The organism is Pseudomonas sp. TWR2-1-1, from assembly GCF_049897045.1.
In the GTDB taxonomy this organism is placed as follows: Bacteria; Pseudomonadota; Gammaproteobacteria; order Pseudomonadales; family Pseudomonadaceae; genus Aquipseudomonas; species Aquipseudomonas versuta.
Genome location: NZ_JAFCVM010000003.1, coordinates 27110 through 50543, shown reverse-complemented (window position 1 = coordinate 50543; position 23434 = coordinate 27110). Strand labels below are relative to the sequence as shown.

The window sequence follows — 23434 nt, the reverse complement described above, 5'->3', positions numbered from 1 at the left end:
CAAACGGGCTTAGAAGGTCGGCGGAGACACCGCACTGACCACAATGCAAACTTCGTCAAAAGGATTGCGCATCCGGTGCGGAAGCCGACTGTCGAAGTAATACGCATCCCCCACCGAAAGGACCCGGACTTCATCACCCACCGTCATTTCCAGACGGCCTTCAATGATGATGCCGCCCTCTTCCGCTTCATGGGAGTAAAGCTCTTCACCTTCCTGCCCGGTGTCTGCGCCCGGCTCATAGCGCTCATGCAGGATCATCATCGAGCTGTTAGTCAGGTTCGCGCCTACTTGCCGGTAAGACAGCTTCTTGCCATCAGCCAGCTCTACCAGCTCACTGGCTTTATAAAAAACCGCGCGATCGACGACGGCAGAGTCTGAAAAAAACACACTGAGAGTGACGTTCAGGGGGCGCAGCAAGCGCTTGAGGATACTCACTGACGGGCTGGATTTATCCCGTTCGATAATCGAAAGCGTGGCATGCGGCACCCCGGCCAGCTCTGCCAGCCCCCGAATCGAGAGCCCGCGACTTTGTCGCAAAGCCTTCAGCCGTGCTCCCACTGAAGCAGTTTCGTAGTGTTCGCCAGTGCTCTCAGAGGGCTCCCCTGGAGCATGCGGGCTTCGGCCGGTCGCCGATGTTTCTATCACGGTTGATTCCTCAGACATACGGCACCCGAGTGGGCAAAATTTCGATTCCGTCCTTGAGCTGCCGGGGACCTTTTTACGGTAAAAAAATAATTCAAGCGCCCCGACTTGGGTTGTTTCGCACCCTGCTGCACATCCCAACGGGAACAAAGTAACACGATTCCCTGAAGGCTCATTCATGGGCAAAACGCTTCCTGCACACATCAGAGAATTTTTCGCCCTGCCTCAACAACCCTCAATCAACAAATTTTAGGCGTTAAAAAACAATCGCTTGCCGTAATCCGGGCGATTTGAAGTTTTCTTGACCTGACAAAAAATAAGACTTGCCTGAGCTATTTTTGAGTGGTAAAAATTTTTACCACACCAACACAACATCTGCGTCGAGGTTCAAAATGCACAAACCATGCCACGCTTTTGCAGCTTTTGGATTTGCCCTCATCGGTATTGCCGTTTCTCAAGCGGCCAGCGCCCGTGACCTGACAATCGTTTCCTGGGGGGGAAATTTCCAGGATGCTCAGCGCGAGCTGTTCTTCACCCCTTATGCAAAACAGACCGGCAAAAATGTACTCGACCAGAGCTGGGACGGTGGCGTGGGTGTGCTTGACGCAAAGGTCAAGGCGGGCAACCCCAATTGGGACGTGGTAGAGGTTGAAGCTGAAGACCTGGCACTGGGCTGCGAGTCCGGGCTTTACGAAAAGATCGACTGGGCAAAAATCGGCGACAAGGCTGATTTCATCCCCGAGGCCGTGAATGAATGCGGGGTCGGTAACATCGTCTGGAACACCGGTCTGTCGTGGGATGGTGACAAACTCAAAGTCGGACCGACCTCCTGGGCCGACTTCTTCGACACCCAGAAATTCCCCGGCAAACGCGGCCTGCGCAAAGGCCCTAAATACTCTCTGGAGTTCGCACTGATTGCTGACGGGGTAAAACCTTCCGAGGTTTACGAGGTATTGCGTACGCCTGAAGGCGTCGACCGTGCCTTCAACAAACTGCAGCAAATCAAGCCGAGCATTGTGTGGTGGGAAGCCGGCGCCCAACCCCTGCAAATGCTGACCGCGGGCGACGTGGTCATGAGCTCTTCCTACAACGGCCGCATCACCGGGTTCAACAACACCGAAGGCAAGAACTTCAAGTTCCTGTGGGATGGCAGCGTCTCGGCCATCGACTCATGGACAGTGCTCAAAGGCAGCGCGAACAAAGCCGCCGCCATGGACTTTATCGCCTTCGCCAGCAAGCCTGAAAATCAGGCAAAACTGCCCAAGTTCATCGCCTACGGCCTGACCAACAAAAAAGCCAACGACCTGGTACCGGCAGACCTCCAGGCGGTGTTGCCGACAACCCCTGAAAACCTTGCCCGTTCGGTGCCGATTGATGTGGATTTCTGGGTGGAAAACATTGAACCGCTGACCGAGCGCTTTAACGCCTGGGTTGCCCAGAAGTAACAGACCTTGCCTGGATCAGCCTGCCATTCGCTCCCGGGTGGCAGGTGATAGCGCTTGAGCGTTCAACCATTGCTTCTTCATTTCCCGTGAACAGGCAGATGAGTAGCAAAGATGATTGGTGCCTACTCACGAATGAGGATTGCCCCTTGAAACACCTGGTCAGTTTCAAAAATATCCAGAAAACCTACGATGGCATTCGTCCCGTCGTAAAGGACCTGAACCTTGATATCAAAGAGGGTGAGTTCGTCACCCTGCTCGGCCCGTCGGGTTCGGGTAAAACCACCAGCCTGATGATGCTGGCCGGTTTCGAAACGCCGACCCACGGCGAGATTTTCCTCAAGGACAAGCCGCTGCACAATCTGCCGCCACACAAGCGCGATATCGGCATGGTGTTCCAGAACTACGCGCTGTTTCCGCACATGACCATCGAGCAAAATCTCGCCTTTCCGCTTTCCGTACGCAAAATGAACAGCGTCGACCGAAAGGCCAAAGTACGTAAAGCACTGGATATGGTGAAACTCTCCGAGTTCGCCACACGCTACCCGGCGCAACTGTCGGGCGGTCAGCAGCAGCGCGTCGCACTGGCGCGGGCGCTGGTGTTTGAACCCAAGCTGGTATTGATGGATGAGCCCCTGGGCGCGCTCGACAAGCAGCTGCGTGAACACATGCAACTGGAAATCAAACACCTGCACCAGCAACTTGGCCTGACCGTGGTGTATGTGACCCATGACCAGAGCGAAGCACTGACCATGTCGGACCGGGTCGCGGTGTTCAATGACGGCATCATCCAGCAGATCGACTCACCGCCAGCCATTTATGAAGCCCCGACCACCCGCTTCGTTGCGCAATTTATCGGTGAAAACAACACCCTGCTCGGCACCTTCGTTTACAAGGACGCAGGCCTCACGGTTGCGCGTCTGGCCGACGGCAGCCTGATCCGGGCGATATCGGTGGTTGAGGCAGTGCCCGGTGATCAGGTGGCCCTGTGTATCCGTCCGGAGCGGGTGATTGTCGGACCTGCCGGCAGCTCACCGCTGACTGCACGGATCCAGGAGTACATCTATCTGGGTGACCACGTGCGCATGATCACTGAAATTGCAGGGCAACCGGATTTCATGATCAAGCTGCCGGCCTCGCAAATGAATGCCAGCTGGACAGTCGGCAGCACGATTTCCGTTTCCTGGGCGCCGGAGCACATTCGTGCCCTGGACATGACCACGCATTGAGTCGCCGATCATGAGTCAGTCAGCCGCACTAGTTCACCCCAAGACGCAAGCGATCGACCTTCGGGCCAAGCTCAAAAAATCCCAGCGCTCCTACAAACTCAAATCGCTGCTGCTCATCGCACCGCTGTTTGTGTTTGTGCTGGTGTGTTTCGCCTTTCCTATCGGCACCATGCTGACGCGAAGCGTCGACAACCCCGATGTCCACACTGCCATGCCCGCCACCACCCAGGCACTGGCAGCATGGAACGGCAAGTCGCTGCCTGGTGAGAGTACTTACGCCGCCCTGATCACAGACCTGGCCAGCGCCAGGGAAAACGGTCAGATCGGCGCCCTGTCCAAACGCCTGAGCTATGAGATCCCGGCATATCGCAGCGTTATCACCAAGACCCTGCGCAACCTGCCGGACAGCAATGTCGCCTCAAAGCAGGAGGCGCTGATCGCAATCGACAGTGCCTGGGGAGAAGTCAAATACTGGAAAGCCCTGAAGCAGGCCTCGTCGACCCTGACCCCTTATTTCCTGCTGGCCGCGCTCGATCACCGGGTCGACTCCGCCACGGGCAGCATTGTCAAAGCCGAGCCGAACCAGTCGATCTACGTCGATATCTTCGCCCGCACTTTCTATATCGGTGGCGTGGTGACCCTGCTCTGCCTGTTGCTGGGGTTTCCGGTCGCTTACTGGCTGGCCACGTTGCCTGAAGGCAAAAGCAATCTGCTGATGATCTGCGTGCTGCTGCCTTTCTGGACCTCACTGATCGTACGTACCGCAGCGTGGATCGTGCTGTTGCAGGCCGACGGACTGATCAACCGCTCCCTGATGTTCCTCGGCGTGGTGGACGCCCCTGTGCAACTGGTGTTCAACCGCACCGGGGTGATCATTGCCATGACCCATGTGCTGCTGCCATTCATGATCCTGCCGCTCTACAGCGTGATGAAAAGCATTCCGTCGAACTACGTTCGCGCTGCAATTTCACTGGGCGCGCACCCATTCGTTGCGTTCTGGCGGGTCTATGTTCCTCAGACATTCGCCGGCCTGGCGGCGGGCGGGTTGCTAACCTTTATTCTCGCCATCGGCTACTACGTAACCCCGGCCCTGGTCGGTGGGGCTGCCGATCAAATGGTCAGCTACTTCGTCGCTTTCTACACCAACAAAACCGTTAACTGGGGCATGGCCTCGGCGCTGGGCAGCCTGCTGCTGATTGCCACACTGCTGCTGTATTCGGTGTACGGCAAACTCACTAACCCGAACCAGGCGAGGTAATCACCATGATGCAGCCTTATGCTTCCACTGCAGAGAAACTGGCCCGCTTGGGACTGGTCTCGATCTCATTGCTGGTGTTGCTGTTCTTGATTGTGCCGGTACTGGTGATCATTCCCCTGTCGTTCAACTCCACATCGTTTCTGACCTACCCGATGGATGGCTTTTCCTTTCGCTGGTATGAAGAGCTGATGTCGTCTCAAGAGTGGCGCCAGGCATTCAAGAACAGCTTCATCATTGCGCCGTTTGCCACCTTGCTGGCCATGGTATTCGGCACCATGGCCTCGGTGGGCCTGTGCCGTGGCAACTTTCGCGGCAAAGGCCTGGTGATGGCTTTTCTGATCTCACCGATGATTGTTCCGCTGGTCATCGTTGCGGTCGGCCTGTACTTCTTCTTTGCCCGGCTGCAACTGCTCAACAGCTACATCGGCCTGATCCTGGCGCATGCCATGCTGGGTGTGCCGTTTGTGGTGATCACCGTCAATGCGACGCTGCAGGGCTTTAATATCAACCTGAGCCGGGCCGCAGCCAGTCTCGGCGCCCCGCCACTGACGGTGTTTTTCAAGGTGGTGCTGCCCTTGATTGCCCCCGGCGTTATCTCGGGCGGACTGTTTGCCTTTGCCACGTCTTTCGATGAGGTGGTGGTCACCCTGTTCCTGGCCAGCCCTTCGCAAAGAACCCTGCCCCTGCAAATGTTCTCGGGGATACGGGAGAACATCAGCCCCAACATCGCCGCCGTTGCCACCATCATGGTCATCCTCTCGGTGCCCATGCTGCTGACCCTGGAAGTGCTGCGCCGGCGCAACGAGAAGCTGAAAATCCAGCAACCCTAGCCAGCCCGCTGCGGCTCGCCAAAACACCTTTACCTTCCTTCCGGCCGCCAGGCCGGGACGGCTAACTACTGTCAAAATTCAGAGGTTCCTATGCCTAATCTAGTGGGTGATGTTTCCAGTGCAGCCCGCATCCTGCCCGACCTGAACGGTGAAAAGCTGTTCATTCGCAAGGGCAAGGGCGCCTGTCTTGAAGATGCTGATGGCCACCGCTACATCGATACCGCGCTGGGCTTCGGCGCAGTGCTGCTCGGCCATGCCAATGACCGGGTAAACATGGCGGTCAGCGAAGCGCTGGGCGACAGTGCCGCCCCCTCCTGGGCCCATGTGCGTGAACATGGCGCGGCAACTGCGCTGGCCAGCCATACCGGCGAACTGTCAAAGGTCATCTTCACCAACTCCGGCAGCGAAGCGGTACACCTGGCCTGCCGCGCCGCCCGTGCTTACACCGGCCGCGGCAAGATTGCCAAGATGGCGGGCGGTTTCGACGGCTGGTTTGATGACGTCAGCTACGGCAATGTCAGCTCCACTGAAGCCGGTTTCGAAGATGGCCAGCGCCCCTCGACCGAGCGCACGACCCTGCTGCGCTACAACGACTTTGACGATGTCGAAAGGCTGTTTGCCGAAGATCCGGACATTGCCGCCGTTGTGCTTGAACCCATGCTGGCCAACGCCGGCTGCATCATGGCATTGCCCGGTTACCTCAAGCATGTACAGGAGATCGCCCACCAACACGGCGCCCTGGTGATTTGTGATGAGGTGCTGATGGGCTTTCGGCTGTATGCCGGCCTGGCGGGCGTGCTCGAGGGTCTGGACCCGGACCTCGCCAGTGTCGGCAAGGCCATCGGTAACGGCGTGTCGGTCTCCGCCGTGGTCGGCAAGCCGCACATCCTGGCCGGCTTTGAAGAGGGCCGGGTGATTCGTGGCGGCACCTTCAGCGGAAACCCCATGGCCTGCGCAGCCGTAACCAGCACCCTGGCACAACTGGACACCGCCGACTATGAAGCGCTGATGGCCCGAGGCAACCATTTGCGCCAAGCCATAGAAAGCCTGTTCAAGGCCCATGGCGTGACCATTACCACCAGCGGCTACGGCAATGTATTCGGAATCTGGCTCGGTGCCACGGCGCCCGGCACTTACGAGCAGGCCGCCCGGGCAGCCAACCCGCGGTTCACCCTGGCTCTGCATCTGGCATTGCGTGAAGCCGGGCTGTTGATGATGCCGTCGCCCTATGGGCGGATCTACATCAGCTTCGAACATACCGACAGCGTGATCGAAGAAATGAAGAACGCCTTTGCACAGGCGGCTGCCCGGCTAAGCGCAGAGTTCGCCAATGCCTGATAAAAAAACGCCAGTCAGTTGCCCTGACCGGCGTTTTTTTGTGCCTGAAAATCAATCTCATATCACAGCTTTAAACCAGTGAAGCACTGCCCAGAACAAGGTCCGCACCGCGTTCCGCCACGGCCATGACGGCCCCCTGGATATTGCCGGAGACCATGGATGGAATCACCGAGGCATCCACCACCCTGAGGCCGGTCAGGCCGCGTACCCGCAGTGACGAATCCACCACTGCATCGGCGTCCTCCCCCATGCGACAGGTTGCAATCGGGTGATAGATGGTTTGACCGTTGGCCTGGGCAAACTCAAGCCACTGCTCATCGGTTTTGACTTCAATCCCGGGGCCGGTCTCGACCTCGACAAACGCCTGCATGGCTGGCCGCTGCATGATCCGCCGGGCGATTTTCATGCCCTCGATCAAGCTGACGCGGTCTTCTTCCACGCTCAGGAAGTTCGGGCGGATGGCCGGCATTACATCCGGATCGGCAGACTGGATATGGATACTGCCCCTGGACCTGGGCCGCAGTTGACTGACCCCGATCGTCATCCCCGGATGCTTGTCGAGAATCCGCTCCGCCGCGTTGGCGTAGCTGGCGTGTACCACAAAATACTGCACATCCGGGGTAGCCATGGTCGGGGCGGTTTTTACAAAGCCGTGTACCAGACCGGTGCCCAGGGTCAGAATCCCCGTACGGCGGGTGAAGTACTCGGCCACCGCCATGCCCAGCCGCCAGCCACGTGCCAGTTCGTTGAGAGTGACGGTATTTTTCATCTTCCAGTTCATGCGGGTCGCGAAGTGATCGATATAGTTCTCGCCCACCCCGTCGAGCCGATGCTTGAGCGCGATGCCGACTTTTTCCAGGACATCGGGCCGTCCAATCCCTGAGAGTTCGAGGATTTGTGGCGATTGGATCGAGCCTGCGCACAAGATCACTTCCTGGGCCGCATTGACCGTGACTTCCTTGCCTCGCTGGCGGTAGGTAACACCGGTACAGCGGGCCCCTTTCAACTCCAGGCGCAACACATGGGCATGGGTTTGGATGGTCAGGTTCGGCCGGTTTCTGGCAGGGTTCAGATAGCCGTCGACCACACTCCAGCGCCGGCCTTTGTGCTGAGCGACCTGGTAGTAGCCAAAGCCGGTCTGGTCATCGCCGTTGTAGTCCGCGTTGAAGGGTTGACCGTCCTGTTTCGCCGCGAGCATGAAGGCATCGGAAATCGGGTAGCGCTCACGCACTTGATCCAGATGCATGGGGCCTTCATGCCCACGACGGTGATCGCCCTGGGCGTAGTTTTCGATCTTTTTGAAATAGGGCTTGAGGGTGTCGAAATTCCACCCCCTGGCTCCGCCGCTTTCCCAGGCGTCGTAATCACCGGGCTGACCGCGCACATAAATCATGCCGTTGATCAGGGTCGAGCCGCCCAGGCCCTTGCCCCGCGGTACAGCTATCTCCCGGCCCCGAGTGTTTTCTTCGGCCTGGGTCTTGAAGCGCCAGTTGTAACGTTTGTCAGTCAACAGCTTGCTGAAACCGGCCGGGATCGGAATCCAGAAACCTTTGGGTTCGCCACCGGCCTCGATCATTAATACCCGGTACTTGCCAGAGGCCGTCAACCGGTTGGCGAGGATGCAGCCGGCAGTGCCGCCGCCGACGATGATGTAATCAAAGGTGCTCATGGTTCGACCCGTCTGGAGGCCATCGCCGCCGCCATCAATTCGATCTGGCACAGCAGCATGGGTAAACCTTCGTGTACCCGGCAGCCGACTTTTTGTGCGGCCGCAAGCAAGGGTGTGATCGCCGGTTGCATGATGATCTCGGCGACGATCTGCTGCGAGGTGAGCCGGGTCACGTCACACGGCAGGGCATCACCTTCTTTGAGGCCCAGGGAAGTGCCGTTGACCACCAGATCATGGTCGGCGGGATCAGAGGTGCCGACCACCACCTGCAATTCCGGGAACGCACTGGCGATACGGTCCACCAGCAACTGGGCCTTGGCGCTCGTACGGTTGGCTATGGTCAGCCAGGCCACCCCGGCCGCAGCCAGCGCAAAAGCGATGGCATTGGCCGCACCACCGGCGCCGGCCAGATACACACTGCGCCCCTCAAGCTCGATACCTGCCTGGCGCAACCCGCTGACAAAGCCCTCGCCATCGAGGATTTCGCCATGCAACTTGCCGTCACCTGAGCGCGTCACAACGTTCGCCGCGCCCACCAGCACCGCTGCGTCAGAGAGGGTATCGCACAGCTCCAGAATGGCGGTTTTGTGCGGCACCGTCACAATAAATCCGTCAAGGCTCTGAATGCCCCGCAAGCCCGCCACGACCCCGGCAAGGTCGGCCGGTGCCACATGAAAAGGCACTAGCACCCGGTCTTCGCCGCGGGCCGAGAACAGCGCATTCATCGCCTGGGGGGTCTGCACATGGTGAATCGGGTCGGCAATGATTGCGTAGACCCGGGTGTTGCCACTGATTTGAGTTATGTCTGTCATCGCATCACGCCAGGGTATAGGCGGTTTTCACGCCGGTATAGAATTCGCGAGCGTAGGAACCCTGCTCGCGGGAGCCGTAGCTGGAGCCCTTTCTTCCACCAAAGGGCGCGTGATAATCGACACCTGCGGTGGCCACATTGACCATCACCATGCCCGCCGCCGAGCGCTGTTTGAAGTCGCACGCGTGCTTGAGCGATGTGGTGCAGATGCCCGAGGAAAGACCGAACTCGGTGTCGTTGGCCAGCGCCAGCGCCTCGTCATAATCGCGCACCCGGATAACACTGGCGACCGGACCAAAGACTTCTTCGCGGTTGATTCGCATGTCATTACCAGTCTCGGTGATCAGGGCTGGCGACAGGTAAAAACCATCGGTCGCGCGCTCGAGCAATTCACCGCCAAACACCAGATTGCCACCTTCATGGCGGGCAATATCGATGTAATCGCAATCCTGTTTGAGCTGCGCCTGAGAAACCACGGGGCCGATGTCACAGCCCTCAGCCAGGGCGTTATCGACCTTGAGCGCGGCCAGACGCTGCACCACGGCCTCGACAAAGCGGTCATGAATGCCGTCCTGAACGATCAGCCGACTTGAAGCGGTACAGCGCTGGCCGGTGGAAAAGTACGAACCGGACACTGCCACTTCGACGGCTTGCTCCAGGTCGGCATCGTCCAGAATGATTAACGGGTTCTTGCCGCCCATCTCCAGCTGCACCTTGGCGCCCCGCTCCATGCATGCCAGGCCGACCTGGCGACCGGTACCGGTCGAGCCGGTGAAGGTGACGGCCCTGACCTTGCGCGATTTTGCGAACACATCGCCGACTTTCGAGCCCGGGCCCATGACCAGATTAAACACGCCAGCCGGCAACGCACCGGCGCGCACAATGATTTCGGCCAGTGCCCAGGCACTGCCCGGTACCAGATCAGCCGGCTTGAATACCACGGTATTGCCGTATGCCAGCGCGGGGGCGATCTTCCAGGCCGGGATCGCAATCGGAAAGTTCCACGGCGTGATAATCCCGATCACGCCCTCAGGCTCGCGGCGGACATCCACCTCAACCCCGGGGCGGATCGAAGCCAGGCGCTCGCCCGACAACCGCAATGCTTCACCGGCGAAAAACTTGAACACTCGCCCGGCCCGCACCACTTCGCCAATGCCTTCGGCCAGGGTTTTGCCTTCTTCACGGGCGAGCAAACGGCCCAACTCTTCGCGACGTGCCAGCACCTCGGTACCGATACGGTCCAGCGCGTCACTGCGCTGTTCTGCAGTAAATCCGGCCCATGCCGGTTGCGCGTCAAATGCAGCATCCACCGCCGCGTGCGCCTGAGCCGCGTCGGCCCGGGCGTACTCGCCGACCACATCATCGGTATCCGAAGGATTGATGTTCAGGTTCACATCAGCGCCAGCGACCCACTCGCCGCCTATATAGTTTTTATTCATGCGAATGACTCCCGCGAACACACTTGCCCGTACCGCCCCGAACGCTTTGATCCGGCGCCCTGAAGAACGCCAGCCAAACGCAATCAAGCGGTCCCGACCCGTTTATTTGAAGCCGCTCATAGAAACCATCGACCGACCCGACAGTGATTTATCGGGTCATGTAACCGGTCTTCCTGGTGAAGCCAGAGGGGCATGCTTTCGCGCCAAAGGGCGATGGGCAAAACATACGCCTCTGATAATTCATCGTCTACGCGCTAGCTGTGACGCTGGTTCACACATGCTATTCCGGATACGCACAGCCAAAACCCTGACTAACGGGTACGTGGCAGGCGACTGCATAGTTGGGGAGTGATAGTGCGGATACCCCCTGCACTCAGCGACGGGAAAAAAAATACAGCACCATAGCGGTGCGTAGTTGCGTGGATCATTAAAAACTTTTACGTCGCAGCGTTAGCCTAGTTGAACGTGTCAGTGGTCCGTAATGGTGCACAGAACGGGATAAATCATGGCATATCAATAATGAATGGCCTTCGACAAAATAAGTATTAACCGGATACCTGCGTGACTGTTAGTTTGCTCTACATCTAATGTTCGATGAAATAAGAGCCCTACATGCTGACTGTCAATCTGCCGGTGCCGGTATGGGCTGATATGGTCAAGTTCGCACGTCCGTTTATAAAAATGCACGGACTGAAGAACCATTTCGTTATTGTCGATGGACGCGAACGTTCCTTCACTCCATCGCCTGACATCATTGCCGATATTTGCAATGTTGAAGCAGGTGTTGGAGCGGATCAGTTACTCGTTATTGAGCCGGCGACCTTAACCGGTATCGCTTTGGGTGTGTATGCCCGCATGCGAATCTATAACGTAGATGGCAGCGAAGCCCAAACTTGCGGCAATGCCACGCGTTGTGTTGCCGACCTTCTTTTAAAGGAAAGTGCAACAGACCAAGTTGTGATCGAAACAGGCGGTGGCAACCTGCGATGCTGGCGCAACGAAGCGTCAGGCCAAATAAGTGTTGCGATGGGAACAGTCAATCTTGACTGGCATTCCATCCCGTTGGCACAAGCCACTGACACCCTGAATGTCAGAATGAATCACGGACCGCTCCAACTGGCAGTGGCTCTTAATATCGGCAACCCGCACCTGGTGTTCTTTGTTGATGATTTACAAAGTGTCGATATCCCGCGCCATGCCGCCCAGGCCCAACAGGATCCACTCCTGCCAGAGTCCGCCAACATAGGCGTTGCCCAGATTATTGGCGAAACAGCCATTCGCCTGACCGTCTGGGAGCGGCCGGGCATTCTTACCCAGGCGTGTGGCAGCGGAGCATGTTGCGCCGTGGCAGCGGCCAGAGCGAAGGGACTTATTCAGTCCAGTATTGTGACGGTGTATATGCCGGGGGGAGCCCTGACAATCGAGCAAGACGATAAAGGGCAACTCACTCTGACGGGGCCTACTGTCATTGCGTTTGCTGGATATTTGCTGGAAACACACGAGGCTTAAAATGACTGATGAACGCAGGTCGTCATGCATTATAAAAATAGAATCAGTATCGAAAGTCTTCAGCGGCATTAATGGTCGCCAGGAAGTGTATGCACTCAGAAATGTGGACAACCACATTAACTGGGGTGAAGTGGTGGTCATCATCGGCCCGAGTGGCTCAGGGAAAAGTACCTTGCTGCGCTCACTTAACGGGTTAAACACCATTAGCTCGGGGCAGATCTGGATTGATGGCGTCAGCTTGACCGATCGCAAAACAGACATTAATAAATTGCGCGCAGAAGTCGGCATGGTGTTCCAGAACTTCAACCTGTTCGCCCATAAAACAGCGCTTCAAAATATTGTCATCCCGCAAACAATCGTCCTGAAACGATCGAAAGAAGAAGCCGAGGATATCGCGCGCACGTTACTGCAAAAAGTAGGACTGCCGGACCGTGCCAATAACTACCCACACCAGCTTTCCGGGGGTCAGCAGCAGCGCATTGCAATTGCGCGTTCGTTGGCGATGAACCCGAAAGTCATGTTGTTTGACGAGGCCACATCAGCACTGGATCCAGAAACGGTGGGAGAGGTACTGCAACTGATGAAGGAACTCGCCGCCGAAGGGATGACCATGGTCGTGGTCACTCACGAAATGGGCTTTGCTCGCGACGTGGCCGACCGGGTGATTTTCATGGAGGCCGGACAGATTGTCGATGAGGCTCCCGCTGACAAGTTTTTCGCTGCCCCCAGCGACCGGGTTGCCAGTTTCCTGGGCCGCGTGTCAGCAGCACCGTGCATTTAAACCGCCGCAACGAAAACAAGACGCCGAAGAAGGCGCACTGAAATGAACGACAGCTAACCCCAATAAACTGCCGATTAATCACAATTAAAGAAAGGCATAGTGCGATGCATTTATTGAAAAGCTTGCTGGCAAATGTTCTTGTCGCTTCTGCATTAGCGACCGTGCCGATGTTGGCACAGGCCGACGCCATGGACGACATCAACAAAAATGGAACACTTACGATCGCCGTTCAAACCCAGGGCCCTCCCGTCAGCTTTATTGATAAAAATGGCGAGCGCGCCGGTTTGGCGATTGATATTGCCCGCATGTTCGCCGACGACATGGGGGTCAAACTGGTCATCCAGGACTACGACTGGAAAGGCCTCATTCCAGCACTGACGTCCGGTAAGGCTGATCTTATCGCCGCCGACATGACACCGTCTGCAAAGCGCAACATGCAGGTGCTTTTCACCAATCCCGTCTTCTATCTGGAGACCGTGGCATTCGCCAACAAAGACAAGCATTTCAACTCGTGGGAAGCCCTCAACAATCCTGCTATTACCGTGGGCGCTACCCAGGCTTCCAGCTATGCGGATGCGGCTAAAAAAATTCTGCCTAAGGCTCAGTTGAAAGAATTCGGCGGTGGCAACGCCCAGACCGTTCAGGCCGTTGTTTCCGGCCGTGCAGATGCAGGCATCTCGGACCGTGCGCAAATAGCGACCTTCGTTAACGCCACGCCTGAACTGGAAGTACTCGACGGAACCATGACTAAAGAGCCATTGAGCTTCGCCACGCGCCCAGACTCTGTGCACTTGCTGCTGGCACTCAATAACTATATTCGCCTGATCGAAATCGACGGTCGATTGAAAGAGCGTACCGACTACTGGTGGAACTCTACGGCGTGGGAAGCCGACCACAAGTAAAGGTTAGCGCGTGGTGATACTGGCCGTCATTTAACCGGGCGGCCTACGGCTAACTGTTACCGCGCACAAAAAGAGTTCGGCTTGCTGGATGAGGTTACGTCGCAATGAGTTTTGCACTGGATAGTTTCAACTTCGGCATCGTATACAAATACCGGGATGTATTTTTAAACGGCGTACTGACAACCCTTGAAATAGCATCAGTCTGTTTAGTGCTTTCGGTGTTTTTCGGCATATTTGTAGCACTCATGCGCATGTCGAAAAGCGCTTTCCTGTGGCGGCCAGCGGCGGCGTATATCCAGTTTATCCGCGCCACACCGCTGCTGATGCAGATCTACCTGGTTTACTACGGTCTTCCGGCGCTGTTTGCGTTCGGCAAAAACATTAATGAACTCCAGACCGGCCTTATCGCACTGACGATTCACACGACACCCTACATGGCAGAAATTATCCGTGCCGGTATCGAATCGATTCCCCGCGGCCAGTTTGAAGGGGCGATGTCCGTCGGCATGAGTCCATTTCAACGGATGCTCCACGTGGTGCTGCCGCAGGCGCTGGCTAACGTCACCCCTCCGCTGATAGGGCAGGCAGCCATCCTGATCAAGGATACGTCCCTGCTGAGCATCATCGCAGTCACAGAGCTAATGAGCGCAGGCCTGTACATGTTTTCAGATTCGGTCGTGGCGACCGAGAGTTACCTGACCACCGCCGCTTGCTACCTGTTTATCTATGTACTGCTGCTACTGCTCTCTCACCTGGTCCGGCGCAAATGCGGCGCCAACTGGCAAACTCGGTAGGGGATCAAATAATGATGGAATGGATCATGACCAAAGCGACAGTGCTTCAGGCGCTGTTGCCATTCATGTTCAAAGGGCTGTGGATGACCGTGCAGATATCCCTCATCGCCATTGCACTCGGCGTACTGCTGGGGCTCGTGTTAGGGGTCATGCGCTCTCAGAGCAGGTTCTTGTTCAAAAATATTATCGGTCTGTACCTGCACCTGTTCAGGGGTACCCCATACCTGGTGCAGGTCTACATCATCTATTTTGTACTGCCTGCTACGGGGCTTGAGATATTCAAGTTCAACGCCTACACCGCCGCCATCGTATCGCTGACGCTCTACACGTCGAGCTATGCGACTGAAATCGTGGCCTCGGCAATTCTGACCGTCCCCCACGGCCAGGTTGAAGCAGCGCGCTCAGTCGGGATGAGCAAATTTCAGGCGCTGGTTCACGTCGTGTTACCCCAGGCTATTCCGCTGACCCTGCCGCCGTTGGGAAGCGTGTATGTAAACATCATCAAAAGTACCGCTATTTTATCCATCATCGGCATCACTGAACTCACGCGCCAGGGCGAAGTTTTGATTGTCCGCATGCCGCAACACCTGATGTTCATTTACTGCGTGATCGCCCTGCTCTATTTCGCCTACTGCTACCCGCTTCTCTACCTGTCGAAGCTGGCAGAAAAGCGCTTTGGCGCCCTCGAACACCGATAAAACCCATCACCCGATACGCGCCAATATAATTTCTAGTCCGGATCGGGAAGCAGGATCCGGGACACACCCTTTTTCTTGAGTTGGGCCTATGAAAAACGTACCCGTAAAGCGTCTTCAGTCCCTGGCCGAAAAATTCGGCACGCCCTTGTGGGTCTATGATGCTCAGACCATTCGTGACCGCATCAATGATCTACGCCAGTTCGATACCATTCGATTTGCACAAAAGGCCTGCTCCAACATCAATATCCTCAAGCTCATGCGCGAGCAAGGCGTCCAGGTAGATGCCGTGTCTCGTGGAGAAATCCTTAGAGCACTGGCCGCGGGTTATTCATGCCTGGGCAACGAAGAAGCCATCGTTTTCACTGCAGACCTTATCGATGAAGCGACGCTAGCCACCGTAGTGGAGCATGCCATTGCAGTTAACGCCGGTTCGATCGATATGCTCGAGCAACTGGGCGCCATCGCACCCGGGCACAAAGTCTGGCTGAGGATCAACCCGGGCTTCGGCCATGGCCACAGCAAGAAGACCAACACCGGGGGCGAACACAGCAAGCATGGCATCTGGCACACCGACCTGGGCGCGGCGCTGTCGGTTGTCAGCAAGCACAACCTGCAATTAATCGGGCTGCACATGCACATAGGGTCCGGGGTGGACTATAAGCACCTGGCCAGCGTCAGCAATGCCATGCTCGATCTCGTGCAGCAAGTCAAAGACGCAAACATGACCCTCAGCGCCTTGTCAGCAGGCGGCGGGTTGTCGGTCCCGTACACCGCGGATGAACCGCAGCTCGATACCCGCCATTACTTCAGCCTGTGGGACGCTGCGCGCCAGAAAGCCGAGCAGACTCTGGGCAAGAAACTGCGTCTTGAGATCGAGCCCGGACGGTATCTGGTGGCTGAGTCGGGTTGCCTGCTGAGTGAAGTTCGCGCCACCAAGGCCGTCGGCAGCAATTACTTTGTGCTTCTCGACGCAGGCTTCAACGAGCTGATGCGCCCGTCCATGTACGGCAGTTACCACGGTATCGAGTTGCTGGAGGCAGATGCATCGGGGCGCCCCCTGCAAGCCAGCGTCGTTGCAGGGCCGCTGTGTGAGGCAGGTGACGTATTCACGCAAGCGGAGGATGGAACGGTACTTTCCAGAATGATTCCCCAATGCGCAGTGGGCGATCTGATCGCCATTCGCGATACAGGCGCCTATGGTGCGTCGATGTCTTCGAACTACAACACTCGCCCGCTGATCGCAGAGGTGCTGATTGAAGGGTCCGATGATGTACTGATCCGCCGTCGCCAGCGAGTGGAGGAGCTTCTGGCACTGGAAGAGGTCTCAGCAGCTAACCTCCACCAAAAAGAAGCGACCGCCGGACCACAACACCCATAGCCAGGTTCGCGCCCAGAAGACGTGATGCCTGCCGGGCGACTGGCAGCTATTAAAATTTTGGCGCAGTGTCGGTTCCGGATGGACTGTTTCGTGCACATGAAGGTAACGAATGTGCATCGCTGTTTTAGAGCGCTTTTATGATCAACTTGCGACATATCGAAGTTTTCCGCGCCATCATGACGGCGGGGAGTGTCACCAACGCTGCTCAACTGCTGCATACCAGTCAACCCACCATCAGCCGTGAGCTGGCGCGTCTGGAGTACCTCGTAGGTTTCGAACTGTTTGAACGCGGGCGTGGGCGCCTTCATGCAACAGCGCGGGCAGTGGTTTTGTTCCAGGAGGTAGAGCTTGCGTTCATTGGTCTGGACCGGATCGTCTCGTTTGCAGAGAGCCTGAGTCGCTTCTCTCAGGGCGCATTTTCAGTGGCCTGTATTCCCGCTTTTTCTCATGCGCTGCTGCCTCAGGTGTGCAAGCACCTGATTGCCAATCATCCCGGTGTCAGTGTCGAGATAGCCACGCTGGAGTCGCCCTGGCTTGAGGAACAACTGACACTTCAACGCCACGATGTCGGCCTCACCGAGCATGATGAAGCCCCGCCCGGAACTGAGTTACAACTGCTGATGAGTGTGGACGAAGTGTGCATCTTGCCCGATGGCCACCCTTTGCTGGAGAAAAACATCCTGTCGCTGGAGGACATCAGGGATCAAACGTTCGTCAGTTTCAGCAAGGGCGATCGTTACAGGAGAGTGCTTGATGTCCTGTTCAAGGAAGCGGGAATCGATCGATTCATCCAGGTCGAAACCCACAGCGCCGTTTCAGTATGTTCGATGGTACAAGCGGGGCTGGGTATTGCGATCCTCAACCCGCTGACCGCGATCATGTTTCAGGGCCAGGGTGTCAATATTCGTCCTCTTGCCTTTTCCTTGCCTTTTCAAATCAGCCTGGTCAAACCGCTCTACCGCTCTTCAACGCCCTTCCAACAATATTTCGCTGATGCCTTGCAGCGAGAAATATCCTTACAGGCCGAACAGCTATCCACTCTGGGCGTCAGCGTCACGCTCGAAAGTCTGGATAACGTGTTAACACCCGCCTCCTTATAAAGTCCGCCCCGCCTTCAACACCGCCCCCTGACTTCAACTAAGCACCGCGAAAACAGGGGGCACCCATTTAGTGCGCCCGGTTACTTAGTGGTGTTTGTATATGCCTTGTAACGCAGGCCCGCCGGGCGCTGCAAGGGTCCGTCATGGTGCGCAGCATGCGCACTAATCGTCACATATCGAGAGTGAATGATCGCCCTACAAATAAGCATTTACCGTCTTTTCGAGCGACTGATAAGTTCATTCACATCAACTAATGCGTGAAACAGCCAATTTATATTGAGTTGTTTTGGATGTTGTCTTAATCCACACACGTTCAATTTGATAAGTCCCAATAACCCTACTGTGTTATTTATCTTCTTAATCAAGGAACACTACTATTGAACCCTCTCCTAAAGAGTTGCTCATTGTTGCTGCTGCTGTGTTCAAACTTGGCGTTGGCGCAAATTCCCGAAACAAGCAGCCAATTGATCGTGGTGACGACCCCCGACTGGGACGCCATTCAAGGCACGGCACAACGCTATGAGCGCCATGGCCAGGACTTCCAGAAAGTCGGTGACGCCTTCCCCATTGTGGTGGGCAAGACCGGGCTTGCCTGGGGCCGCGGCATTTTACCGATCGACCCCGAAGAGCAGCCTGTAAAACGTGAAGGCGACGGTAAAGCGCCCGCCGGCATGTTCACCTTCGGCAGCGCGTTCGGGTACGAATCTACAGCCAATACCCGGCTGCCCTACACCGTCAGCACCGACGCCCGCGAATGTGTGGATGACAGCCAGTCCAGTCACTACAACTCGTTGGTCGACAGCTCGGCCGTGAGCAAAGACTGGAACAGCTCAGAACAAATGCACCGCAAGGATGAGTTGTATCGCCAGGGCATTGTCGTCGAACACAACACGCCAGCAGCAGCCAATGGCGGCTCATGTATTTTCATGCACATCTGGCAATCGAGCAGCACCCCGACCACTGGCTGCACCGCCATGGACCCGCAGAATATCCAGCAATTGTTCACCTGGCTGGACCCGCAAAAAAACCCGCTGCTGGTACAAATGCCTGTGGCGCAATACGAGCTTTACAAGGAACGCTGGAAACTTCCGCAGCGGTGAGAATGCAGCAATGCTGCGCGAGATCAGGGGGCTCCCTCAAGACGGTTTGCAGCCAGCAAAATCCGCAGGAACGCCAAAACGAAAAAACCCGCCAGATGGCGGGTTTTTTCGGTGGTTTCAGAGATTCTGCAAGCCTTCTCTGTCACCTTGTATGGCTCCACGACCTGGACTCGAACCAGGGACCCAATGATTAACAGTCATTTGCTCTACCAACTGAGCTATCGCGGAATGGCGTCTATCTTACTGATATAAAAAGAGAAGTCAACACTTTCGATGACTTCTCCAGGCATTATTCAGATGACCTGAACAATGGCATCGGTAACCGCTTCAATGTTGCGTTGATTCAAAGAAGCGACACAGATACGGCCGGTGTCCAGGGCATAGATACCGAACTCGGTACGCAGACGCGCCACTTGTTCAACGGTCAGGCCGGAGTACGAAAACATGCCGCGCTGACGCGCCACAAAGCTGAAGTCGTGCCCGGGTGCCTTGTTCGCCAGCATCTCAACCATCTGCAAGCGCATGCCGCGAATCCGCAGGCGCATTTCAGCCAGCTCGGCTTCCCACTGGGCACGCAGCTCAGGGCTGTTGAGTACAGCCGCGACAATGCTTGCGCCGTGGGTCGGCGGGTTGGAGTAGTTGGTGCGGATCACGCGCTTGACCTGGGACAGAACGCGGGCGCTCTCATCACGGGACTGGGTGATGATCGACAGTGCGCCAACGCGCTCGCCGTACAGCGAGAACGACTTGGAGAACGAGCTGGAAACAAAGAAGCTCAGGCCCGACTCGGCGAACAGGCGCACTGCAGCGGCGTCTTCGTCGATGCCATCGCCAAAGCCCTGGTAGGCCATGTCCAGGAACGGGATCAGGCCTTTGGCCTTGACCAGGTCCAGCACGTTCTGCCAGTCCGCCGGCGTCAGGTCGACCCCGGTCGGGTTGTGGCAGCACGCGTGCAGCACAACGATGGAGCCGGCTGGCAAGGCGTTGAGGTCTTCGAGCATGCCGGCACGGTTTACATCATGGCTGGCGGCGTCGTAGTAGCGATAGTTCTGCACCGGGAAACCGGCCGTTTCGAACAATGCCCGGTGGTTCTCCCAGCTTGGATCGCTGATGGCCACCACAGCGCCCGGCTGCAGCTGCTTGAGGAAGTCAGCACCGATTTTCAGTGCACCGGTACCGCCCACGGCTTGAGTGGTAATCACACGGCCAGCAGCCAACAGCGGCGACTCGGCACCGAACAGCAGCTTTTGCACGGCTTGGTCGTAGGCTGCAATGCCATCGATCGGCAGGTAGCCGCGGGATGCATGTTGAGCAACCCGGATCGTTTCGGCTTCGACAACGGCACGCAAGAGTGGAATTCGTCCCTCCTCGTTGCAGTAAACACCGACCCCCAGATTCACTTTGCTGGTACGAGTATCGGCGTTAAATGCTTCGTTGAGGCCCAGGATAGGATCGCGTGGTGCCATTTCGACAGCGGAGAACAGGCTCATTATTACGGCGGCTCTGAATGGGGAATGGAGGGGGTGACAACGCTCCAGCCGATTGCACTAGAGCGGTGCACAAACGGGGAGCAAGTATAAAGGCGATAACGATTCGGGCAACAGGCGATTCCCGGTTTTGGGCAAGTATTTCGGTTTATTTTTCGGCCGCTGGTCGAATTGCAATCTTTGCCCGTATGCCCATGTCAGAACGCTGCCTTGAAACAGTCGGTAACGACCTCCATATTTAGCCGTATCCTGTTTTTTCCTGCGGCTTGCGTCGCATGCAGTCTTTCTCGATCTACCAAGGTCCAAGCCTTTATAGATGCGAACCCAGAGGTCCGTTATGCCCGATTTCCAGCTAGTTACCCGCTTCGAGCCTGCGGGCGATCAACCCGAAGCCATTCGCCAGATGATCGAAGGCATCGAAGCCGGGCTGTCGCACCAGACCCTGCTCGGGGTAACGGGCTCGGGCAAGACCTTCAGCATCGCCAACGTCATCGCCCATGTGAATCGCCCGACGCTGGTGCTCGCCCCCAACAAAACCCTCGCGGCGCAGCTGTACGGCGAGTTCAAGTCGTTCTTCCCCAACAACGCGGTGGAGTACTTCGTCTCGTACTACGACTACTACCAGCCCGAAGCCTATGTGCCCTCCTCCGATACCTTTATTGAGAAAGACGCCTCGATCAACGACCACATCGAGCAAATGCGCCTGTCTGCGACCAAGGCGTTGCTGGAGCGCAAGGACGCAATCATCGTCACCACGGTGTCGTGCATTTACGGCCTGGGCAGCCCGGAAACCTATTTGAAGATGGTGTTGCACGTTGATCGCGGTGACAAACTCGACCAGCGCGAACTGCTGCGCCGCCTGGCCGACCTGCAATACACCCGCAACGACATGGACTTCGCCCGCTCGACATTCCGGGTACGCGGCGATGTGATCGACATCTACCCGGCTGAATCCGACCTCGAAGCCGTGCGCATTGAACTGTTCGATGATGAAGTCGAAAGCATCAGCGCCTTTGACCCGCTGACCGGCGAAGTCATCCGCAAGATGCCGCGCTTTACCTTCTACCCCAAAAGCCACTACGTCACGCCCCGCGAAACCCTGCTGGACGCGGTCGAAGGCATCAAGGAAGAGCTCAAGGAGCGCCTGGAGTACTTGCGCACCAATAACAAACTGGTCGAGGCCCAGCGCCTTGAACAACGCACCCGCTTTGATCTGGAAATGATCATGGAGCTGGGTTACTGCAACGGGATCGAAAACTACTCGCGCTACCTCTCGGGTCGCGAGTCCGGTGCCCCGCCGCCGACCCTGTTCGACTACCTGCCGGCCGACGCGTTACTGGTGATCGATGAGTCCCACGTCAGCGTGCCGCAAGTGGGCGCGATGTATAAAGGCGACCGTTCGCGCAAAGAGACACTGGTGGAGTACGGCTTCCGCTTGCCGTCGGCCCTGGATAACCGGCCGATGCGTTTTGACGAATGGGAACGCATCAGCCCCCAGACCATTTTCGTCTCGGCCACCCCCGGCAACTATGAGGCCGAGCATTCGGGCCGGGTCGTGGAGCAAGTGGTGCGTCCGACCGGCCTGGTGGACCCGCAAATCGAAATCCGCCCGGCGCTGACCCAGGTCGACGACCTGCTGTCCGAAATCGCCAAGCGCGTGGCACTGGAAGAACGGGTACTGGTGACGACGCTGACCAAGCGCATGTCCGAAGACCTCACTGATTACCTGGCCGACCACGGCGTACGTGTGCGTTACCTGCACTCGGACATCGACACCGTGGAACGGGTCGAGATCATCCGCGACTTGCGCCTCGGCGTGTTTGACGTGCTGGTGGGGATCAACCTGCTGCGTGAAGGCCTGGACATGCCTGAAGTGTCGCTGGTGGCGATTCTCGATGCCGACAAGGAAGGCTTCCTGCGTTCCGAGCGCTCATTGATCCAGACCATTGGCCGTGCTGCCCGTAACCTCAATGGCCGGGCGATCCTGTACGCCGACCGGATAACCGGCTCGATGGAGCGGGCGATTGGTGAGACCGAACGCCGTCGCGAAAAACAGATCGCCTTCAACCTGGCGAACGGAATTACACCCAAGGGCGTATTCAAGGATGTCGCCGACATCATGGAAGGCGCAGTGGTACCAGGCTCGCGCAGCAAAAAGCGCAAAGGCATGGCCAAGGCTGCCGAGGAAAACGCCAAGTACGAAAACGAACTGCGTTCACCGAGCGAAATCAGCAAGCGCATCCGCCAGCTGGAAGAAAAAATGTACGCCCTGGCCCGCGACCTGGAGTTCGAGGCAGCCGCGCAAATGCGCGACGAAATCGGCAAGCTCAGAGAGCGGTTGCTGCAGGTTTAATCCCCCCCAACCCTGTAGGAGCGAGCTTGCTCGCGAGCTCTTTCAAGATCAAAAGCTCGCGAGCAAGCTCGCTCCTACACGGGGGTATTGGAGCTGGTTTGGTGCCTCAGTCAGCCACCGCCGCCACCGCTTCTACCTCAAACAACATCGCATCCAGCGCCAGTCGCGGCACCGGGATCAAGGTACAGGCCGGCGCCGGAAGCGCACCCCAGACCCGCGCAACTTCTGCCCCCAAAATATGCAACCGCTCCTGGCTGTGATCCACGATCAGCACCGTCAGTTTGGCCACGTCCTTGATCTGCGCATCGGCAGCGGCCAGGGCAATCTGCAGATTGGCAAACGCCTGGCGCACCTGCTCGGCAAAGTCCGGCGAGAGCTGACTGTCGGCATCCTCCCCACCCTGCCCCGCGGTGTAGACCAACCGCACATTCGGCGCCAGGCGGGCCACATGGGAGTAGCCATTGCCCGAAGGGTCATACAGCCCGGGCGGGTTCAGCAGTTGCACAGTGGGGTGAGGGTTCTTATCCATAAAAGTCGCACCTTGGGCAGTTGAATTGGCAAGCGCGCTATTCAACCACTCCTGCCAAGGCCTGTGCCAGCGCCCTCGCGGCACAGGTCGCAAATATGTCAGGATGGTGCGCTGCTGCGCGACACAGACCCGAATCCCAAGGATG

General features: G+C 57.2%; 20 protein-coding genes and 1 tRNA gene. 14 read left to right on the top strand and 7 right to left on the bottom strand.

Going from position 1 to position 23434, the window contains the following annotated elements:
- Window positions 1–9: 9 nt before the first annotated feature.
- On the bottom strand, window positions 10–558 hold the full coding sequence (locus ACP7BO_RS08445; RefSeq protein ID WP_060693068.1) for a cupin domain-containing protein: 549 nt from the start codon (window positions 556–558) through the stop codon (window positions 10–12).
- Window positions 559–1034: 476 nt separating this feature from the next.
- Here ACP7BO_RS08445 and ACP7BO_RS08440 point away from each other — a divergent pair, with 476 nt between their 5' ends.
- From ACP7BO_RS08440 to ACP7BO_RS08420, 5 genes are all read left to right on the top strand, one after another.
- The gene (locus ACP7BO_RS08440) at window positions 1035–2087 is read left to right on the top strand and encodes an ABC transporter substrate-binding protein (RefSeq protein ID WP_426209588.1); all 1053 of its coding nucleotides are present in this window, start codon (window positions 1035–1037) and stop codon (window positions 2085–2087) included.
- Window positions 2088–2185: 98 nt separating this feature from the next.
- A complete protein-coding gene (locus ACP7BO_RS08435) occupies window positions 2186–3313 on the top strand; it encodes an ABC transporter ATP-binding protein (protein WP_426209586.1) in 1128 nt (375 codons plus the stop codon).
- 10 nt (window positions 3314–3323) lie between these two features.
- Window positions 3324–4571: an ABC transporter permease gene (locus tag ACP7BO_RS08430; protein WP_426209584.1), complete on the top strand. Its 1248-nt coding sequence runs from the start codon at window positions 3324–3326 to the stop codon at window positions 4569–4571.
- Between the two features lie 5 nt (window positions 4572–4576).
- Window positions 4577–5401 carry an ABC transporter permease gene (locus ACP7BO_RS08425; RefSeq protein WP_426209582.1) on the top strand — a complete coding sequence of 275 codons (825 nt, stop codon included), beginning with the start codon at window positions 4577–4579 and terminating at the stop codon, window positions 5399–5401.
- Between the two features lie 90 nt (window positions 5402–5491).
- The gene (locus ACP7BO_RS08420) at window positions 5492–6739 is read left to right on the top strand and encodes an aspartate aminotransferase family protein (protein WP_426209579.1); all 1248 of its coding nucleotides are present in this window, start codon (window positions 5492–5494) and stop codon (window positions 6737–6739) included.
- A 70-nt stretch (window positions 6740–6809) separates the two neighbouring features.
- On the opposite strand, the gene ACP7BO_RS08415 is transcribed toward ACP7BO_RS08420, so the two are convergent.
- Genes ACP7BO_RS08415 through ACP7BO_RS08405 form a run of 3 tightly spaced genes read right to left on the bottom strand, consistent with a single transcriptional unit; the run spans window position 6810 to window position 10658 of the window.
- Window positions 6810–8408: a GMC family oxidoreductase gene (locus ACP7BO_RS08415; protein WP_426209577.1), complete on the bottom strand. Its 1599-nt coding sequence runs from the start codon at window positions 8406–8408 to the stop codon at window positions 6810–6812.
- Window positions 8405–9220, bottom strand: a complete 816-nt coding sequence (locus ACP7BO_RS08410; RefSeq protein WP_426209574.1) for a shikimate dehydrogenase family protein — start codon at window positions 9218–9220, stop codon at window positions 8405–8407. Before ACP7BO_RS08410 ends, ACP7BO_RS08415 begins: the two co-directional genes overlap by 4 nt.
- 4 nt (window positions 9221–9224) lie before the next feature.
- Window positions 9225–10658 (bottom strand): aldehyde dehydrogenase family protein, encoded by a 1434-nt coding sequence (locus ACP7BO_RS08405; protein WP_426209572.1) that lies wholly within the window; start codon window positions 10656–10658, stop codon window positions 9225–9227.
- A gap of 612 nt (window positions 10659–11270) precedes the next feature.
- Between ACP7BO_RS08405 and dapF the strand changes: the two genes are divergently transcribed.
- From dapF to ACP7BO_RS08365, 8 genes are all read left to right on the top strand, one after another.
- A complete protein-coding gene (gene dapF, locus ACP7BO_RS08400) occupies window positions 11271–12167 on the top strand; it encodes a diaminopimelate epimerase (RefSeq protein WP_426209570.1) in 897 nt (298 codons plus the stop codon).
- 28 nt (window positions 12168–12195) lie between these two features.
- Window positions 12196–12948, top strand: coding sequence for an amino acid ABC transporter ATP-binding protein (locus ACP7BO_RS08395; protein WP_426210355.1), 753 nt, complete (start codon window positions 12196–12198; stop codon window positions 12946–12948).
- A 104-nt stretch (window positions 12949–13052) separates the two neighbouring features.
- Window positions 13053–13850: an ABC transporter substrate-binding protein gene (locus tag ACP7BO_RS08390; RefSeq protein ID WP_426209568.1), complete on the top strand. Its 798-nt coding sequence runs from the start codon at window positions 13053–13055 to the stop codon at window positions 13848–13850.
- A 104-nt stretch (window positions 13851–13954) separates the two neighbouring features.
- Entirely contained in the window at window positions 13955–14644 is a 690-nt protein-coding gene (locus tag ACP7BO_RS08385) for an amino acid ABC transporter permease (RefSeq protein WP_060693093.1), read from the top strand.
- Window positions 14645–14655: 11 nt separating this feature from the next.
- Window positions 14656–15342, top strand: a complete 687-nt coding sequence (locus ACP7BO_RS08380) for an amino acid ABC transporter permease (protein ID WP_426209566.1) — start codon at window positions 14656–14658, stop codon at window positions 15340–15342.
- An 88-nt stretch (window positions 15343–15430) separates the two neighbouring features.
- Entirely contained in the window at window positions 15431–16720 is a 1290-nt protein-coding gene (gene lysA, locus ACP7BO_RS08375; RefSeq protein ID WP_426209564.1) for a diaminopimelate decarboxylase, read from the top strand.
- Between the two features lie 137 nt (window positions 16721–16857).
- Window positions 16858–17820: a LysR family transcriptional regulator gene (locus ACP7BO_RS08370; protein WP_060693097.1), complete on the top strand. Its 963-nt coding sequence runs from the start codon at window positions 16858–16860 to the stop codon at window positions 17818–17820.
- A gap of 377 nt (window positions 17821–18197) precedes the next feature.
- Entirely contained in the window at window positions 18198–18920 is a 723-nt protein-coding gene (locus ACP7BO_RS08365) for a L,D-transpeptidase (RefSeq protein WP_397457073.1), read from the top strand.
- Between the two features lie 152 nt (window positions 18921–19072).
- On the opposite strand, the gene ACP7BO_RS08360 is transcribed toward ACP7BO_RS08365, so the two are convergent.
- Window positions 19073–19148 (bottom strand) — tRNA-Asn (locus tag ACP7BO_RS08360).
- A 65-nt stretch (window positions 19149–19213) separates the two neighbouring features.
- Complete coding sequence (locus tag ACP7BO_RS08355) at window positions 19214–20410, bottom strand: amino acid aminotransferase (RefSeq protein ID WP_426209561.1); 1197 nt, start codon at window positions 20408–20410, stop codon at window positions 19214–19216.
- 334 nt (window positions 20411–20744) lie between these two features.
- Here ACP7BO_RS08355 and uvrB point away from each other — a divergent pair, with 334 nt between their 5' ends.
- The gene (uvrB, locus tag ACP7BO_RS08350; protein ID WP_060693102.1) at window positions 20745–22760 is read left to right on the top strand and encodes an excinuclease ABC subunit UvrB; all 2016 of its coding nucleotides are present in this window, start codon (window positions 20745–20747) and stop codon (window positions 22758–22760) included.
- Between the two features lie 106 nt (window positions 22761–22866).
- On the opposite strand, the gene ACP7BO_RS08345 is transcribed toward uvrB, so the two are convergent.
- Complete coding sequence (locus ACP7BO_RS08345) at window positions 22867–23289, bottom strand: RidA family protein (RefSeq protein WP_426209559.1); 423 nt, start codon at window positions 23287–23289, stop codon at window positions 22867–22869.
- Window positions 23290–23434 lie beyond the last annotated feature (145 nt).